At 45.3% G+C, this 4,987-nt stretch carries 3 protein-coding genes and 1 pseudogene; 1 reads left to right on the forward strand and 3 read right to left on the reverse strand.

All coding sequences use genetic code 11. The features are described from left to right. A pseudogene (locus IM500_RS00235) lies at positions 1-134 on the forward strand (IS630 family transposase); the annotation flags it as partial. A 7-nt stretch (positions 135-141) separates the two neighbouring features. Here the strand turns inward: IM500_RS00235 and lpxC are convergent. The 3 genes from lpxC to IM500_RS00250 form a co-directional block, all read right to left on the reverse strand. Next, positions 142-954 carry a UDP-3-O-acyl-N-acetylglucosamine deacetylase gene (gene lpxC, locus IM500_RS00240; RefSeq protein ID WP_190723111.1) on the reverse strand — a complete coding sequence of 271 codons (813 nt, stop codon included), beginning with the start codon at positions 952-954 and terminating at the stop codon, positions 142-144. Between the two features lie 131 nt (positions 955-1,085). Then, a complete protein-coding gene (locus IM500_RS00245) occupies positions 1,086-3,071 on the reverse strand; it encodes a BamA/TamA family outer membrane protein (protein ID WP_199328869.1) in 1,986 nt (661 codons plus the stop codon). A 430-nt stretch (positions 3,072-3,501) separates the two neighbouring features. After that, a complete protein-coding gene (locus IM500_RS00250) occupies positions 3,502-4,380 on the reverse strand; it encodes an Hpt domain-containing protein (protein ID WP_190723109.1) in 879 nt (292 codons plus the stop codon). Positions 4,381-4,987: the final 607 nt, after the last annotated feature.

The raw sequence follows: 4,987 nt of genomic DNA on the forward strand, positions 1-4,987 counted from the left end.
AGAACTTTTCTGACTTTTCTTCAGCTATTTATGAATGTCTGAATGATGCCCATCTGAAACATAAAAAAGAACTGGATTCCTTGCTGACTCTACGATTTCAGAAGTTTAATAAATCTCAGATTATGAACGTCTAAAGTATAATTAACCCTGAATTGCTTTAGCTAATTGAACGTGAAGTTTATGACTGGCTTTAAAAGCCATGTAATGAGCGGTGGGAATAGTTCCCAGTAAACTCAAATCACCAATTAAGTCCAATAATTTATGTCTTGCTGGCTCATTTTCAAAGCGTAAAGGAGGATTTAACCATTGATTTTGATCGCAGACTAAAGCATTTTCTAAACTGCCTCCTTTAATTAAACCAGCCTTTTGTAAATATTCAATTTGATCGGCAAAACCGAAAGTACGGGCAGCTGCGATCGCTTGACTAAAACTTTCCTGATCAGGACTCCAACTATACCATTGATTACCGATCGGTTTATAGGTAAAATCGATCCCGTAGGTAAAACGTAATTCAGGGGAAGGAATCGCCGCCACAAAAGCATCTCCTTCGTACAACCAAATCGGTTGAGAAATAGTTAAATCTGATGGAGAAAAAGAGTTATCTAAACCAGCATTTTTGATCGCTTCTACCCAGATTTTGGCCGAACCATCGAGGAGGGGAATTTCCGCACCATCCACCTCAATGCGAGCATCTTCTACCCCCAAAGCGGTTAAGGCCGCTAATAAATGCTCAACAGTTCTAACCTTGGCTTCTCCTTGTCCCAATTCCGTTGATAAAGTCGTTTGGTAAACCGAAGAAACTAGAGCGGGAATAATCGGTTGATTGGCTAAATCTCTGCGGACAAAATAACGTCCTTCCCCCGGATTTGCCCCACAGACGCGCACCTGGGTTATCTCCCCCGAATGCAGGCCAATTCCCGATAATTCAAATTGTTTAGCGATAGTAGAAACCATAATTATTAAGTAATAAAGTGAAAAGCTTATTAGTGGTTTTGGGGGTTGGGTTTTAGGGTTTTAGGGTGTTGGGGTTTTAGTTGAATTTCCCTATTTCCCCATTTCCCTAATCCCCCACCCCCAATAACTGATTAGAATCGTTCCCCGATACCGAAATGGAGACGAGAACCACCATCGACATTAAAACCGTAGTCAACCCGAATTTGGCCGACGGGAGATTGTACCCGAACACCTAAACCGTAACCGAGACCGGTACCGGGTAAACCCCGGACAATCCCGGGTTGACCGGGGACATCTCCTTGGGAACCAATAGTAGTGCCGAAATCGACAAATAACGCCCCCCCAATAATTGCTACTATGGGAAAACGATATTCGGCCGTCGCTTGGAAATAACTGCGACCGCTACCCACTTCTCCCTCGGCGTAACCCCGTACAGAGTTACTACCCCCAACGATAAAAGCATCGTAGGGGGGTAAATCGCCTAATACTGTCCCTGCTTGCACATTAAAAGCGAGGGATTGCTGACCTTTAAAAATATCGGTTTCAAAGAGATTAAAGGAATTAATAAAGCGAACGGGGATAAAGTAACTGTAACTACCCCGAACACGAGTGCCGAAAATACTGCCAGAACCGACCGGAATAGTTTGTTCTAAACCTAGACGCAGGAAAGAACCACTGGTGGGCTGCAGGGGATTATCGCGAAAATCTCGAATAGCGCCAATATTTAGAGAAAGTAGATCATCGATCCCAGAGGAACTAAAAGCCAGTTGTTGACTGCCAAAACCGTTGAGAGGTGCAGACAGAGGGGAGATGTCACCATTGGCATTTTGCACCTGTACCTGTTGATAGTTAAAGCCTAGGGACACCACCCATTTTGGTTTCGTAAACACATCAGGGGCCAAAGGACGGACAAAAGTAATACCGCCACCCGTCCGGACGATCCGGGGACTATCATTATCGTTAAGAGTCCGAATTGAGGAATTTTCCCCATCATAAACCAGAGAAATCGACTGTCGCCGGAAAACGTTGACCGTGTAGGAAGTGCGGAAGTTATCCGTGGCAATCCAAGGATCGGAAAAACTCAGATCAAATAAAAATTCCCGTTCCCCTAACTGGACTTCTGCCCCTAAAGTTTGGTTATTACCGCCAAAATTGCGCTGTTGATAGCTGACAGTGCCGAATAAGCCCGCATTCGAGCTAATACCGCCACCAGCGGCTAGGGAACCAGTATTACCTTCCACCACATCGACGTTAACAATCACCTCCCTTGGGTCGCTGCCGGGAGAAAAAGACAGACGCACATCCTCGAATAAACCGAGACCGAAAACACGCTGTAAATCCTGTTGGGCCGTATTGCGGTTAAAAATATCCCCCGCTTTTAGGCGCATTTCCCTAGTAATGATAAATTCTCTGGTTTTACCGTTGACCGGTTCCTGTTCAACGTTAAAGTAGCGTACTTGAATTTTTTCGATTAAACCTTCGGAAATGACCAGAATCACCCGACCATCGGGAGTGACTTGCGGCGCACCGATTACCTGGGCCAGATCATAGCCGTTTTTGCTGTACCAGTCATTGATTTTTTTTACCCCCGCCTGTAATTCCCGCAAATTCAGGGTTTTGCCGTATTGACTAGCGAAAATTTCCTCGACCACCCGGGTAGGTAAAATCGATTTGTCCAGGGTTTCCGGGGCAATTTGAATCTGTACGCCCTGAAAAACGGGGTTAGGTTGCACCTCAAAGGTGACTCGCACCCCTAGAGGCGTATCTTGGGGAACTGCCCGCACATCGGCAAAAAAGCCCGTGGCAAAAACGGCGTTAATATCTTCTTGCAGTTGCGATCGAGTCGTGCTTCGTCCTGGTCGGGTGCGAATGGTATTATAAACTAGATTTTCTAATTCTCGATCGGCCCCCTGTACTACCACTTCGGCCACCAAAACTCGCGACTCCTCCGCCGGCACCGGTGGGGCTGTTGTGGGAGTTTCTGCAGGGCTTGGGGTTTCCGTCGGGGTTTCCGGCGGTGCTGCCACGGGTGGCGTAGTTTCTCCCGTCGCAGGAGGAGACTGTACTATCTGCTCGACGCGGGGAAAAACCGTTTCTTGCGGTTCTTCTTCGGCCATTACCGTCCCGTGAAATAATCCGAAAATAGCCAGCAGCAGGGCCAGCGAGGAATATCGCCCCGAAAAATTGAGATTTTTAAGCACTTCCACACACCCATTAACACCATTATGGTTTTGTTTGTTTTCTCTGCCCGAGAAATTTAACGAACGTTAAAACTCTAGCAGATTGCTTACTCTCAGTAAATCCCAGCTTGACCGGTGACTAAAGAGATACTGCATCAGATCTGATATTGGTCAGCCGTCAGCATTAAGTTTTTATCTTGCCATATCTTAGCTTTTTCCGGTTTGGCTCTATCCCAATTCACCCTCTAGAATTATTGCCACCTCGGTGGGCGCACAATTAATTACATATCTTCCTAACTCACCAAAATTAAAAACAATTAAGTTTATTCTCCTGGGAATCCCCCACCTTTTTACACCAGCGCAGATGTCAACGTCTCATTTGTAATAACTGTACCAGTTGCGAGACCTGTTGGCGATTAAACATTTGCAGCAGGGTACTAGCTACTAATTCCGGTTCTAGGGTGATCAGGATTTGTGGTAATTTGGCGGTGGCTAATAACTGCAATTCTTGACTGACGGTGATTTCTTCCCCGCGACCCCATTCCAATAAATCACTAGCTTGTTTTAATTCTTTAATAATAACCGGGGCGAGAGTGCGGTAGGAATGTTTGGGGTTAGCCAGGGCTGATTGGGCATTTTTAACTAAATATTGCCACTTTTGCTGTTCTGAAGCCAATTGAGACAGAGATAAAATTAATTTTTGTAATTGCTGACGGGAAGCACTGGTTTCTTCCTGTTTGAACAGTTGTAACATCTGTTTGAGGATATCTCTGACGCTGATGGAGATAGAAGAGGTTGCCGCAATAGCTGGGGTAGATTTTTTTTGGTCGAGAAGATAGTTAAGATGGGCTTGTAATTCGGCAAAAGTCGGTTCACCTTTTTTAACGATAGCGTTAGCTTCCTCGGCTTGCAAACCTAATGGACCGGGCAGCTTATCGATCAATATCTGAAGCAGATCATAACCCTTGAGGAACAAAGATTCTAATTTTTGATCCACTTGTATGGGATTTTCTTTCAGTATTTTGAAAGCATCCTCAAGACGGTGAGCAGTTTTTTGGATACTGCTATAACCTAACATGGCCGCCCCCCCCTTGATGGAATGGGCGGCACGAAACATCTCGTTCATCTGTTCAGTATTGTTCACGAGATTGCCTAAGTCTAAAATCCCCTGTTCCAAAGTTTCCAGGTGTTCTTTTGCTTCTTCGATGAAATAGCCGAGAATTTTCTGCGCGTTAGCGGAGTCCAAGGTCTTATCCCCCCTTATCACGATGCTGTCTAGGCCTAGATTGCCCAGTTTTTCAGGAAATATATCAGTTATGGGGCAATGGCTAGGAAAACTGGCCCAGACGGACACAAGCTCAGTTCAAAAGCCTGCCCACAAAGGTTCTCAGCTTCTCTTGCTCAAAATAGATCGATACAACGGCAGGCAAAAAGCTAAGGAAAGAATCGGGGATGGGAGCAAGCTGACTAGAAATTATTATTGATCAGAGGGAACTGAGTTGTTAACTATCTAAGATTACCCCTTAAGACCGCACCGGAGTTGGCAGTAGGGAACAGACAACGCCAGAACAGTAGGTGGTCATCCAGAGATGATGCCAAATCCCCTCATACTTCATCTTGCTCTTGATCAAAAACGCTCTCACCACCATCAAGAGCTAATTAGAACAAAATTACTAGACAAAAAGACCCGACCAGAAAAAATACTAAGGTCCGAAAAGCTTACGTAGCAAGGGATAGAAAAAAGATCAAAAAAATTTGCCAAAAGGGGTTGACAAACCTGGGGAAGTTAGATACATTGGTAAATGCGCGGTTGAAGCGAAGCGAAAGCGAAGCGAAACAAACGACGCTGGAAC

The organism is Microcystis sp. M179S2 (assembly GCF_020245805.1).
In the GTDB taxonomy this organism is placed as follows: domain Bacteria; phylum Cyanobacteriota; class Cyanobacteriia; order Cyanobacteriales; family Microcystaceae; genus Microcystis; species Microcystis aeruginosa.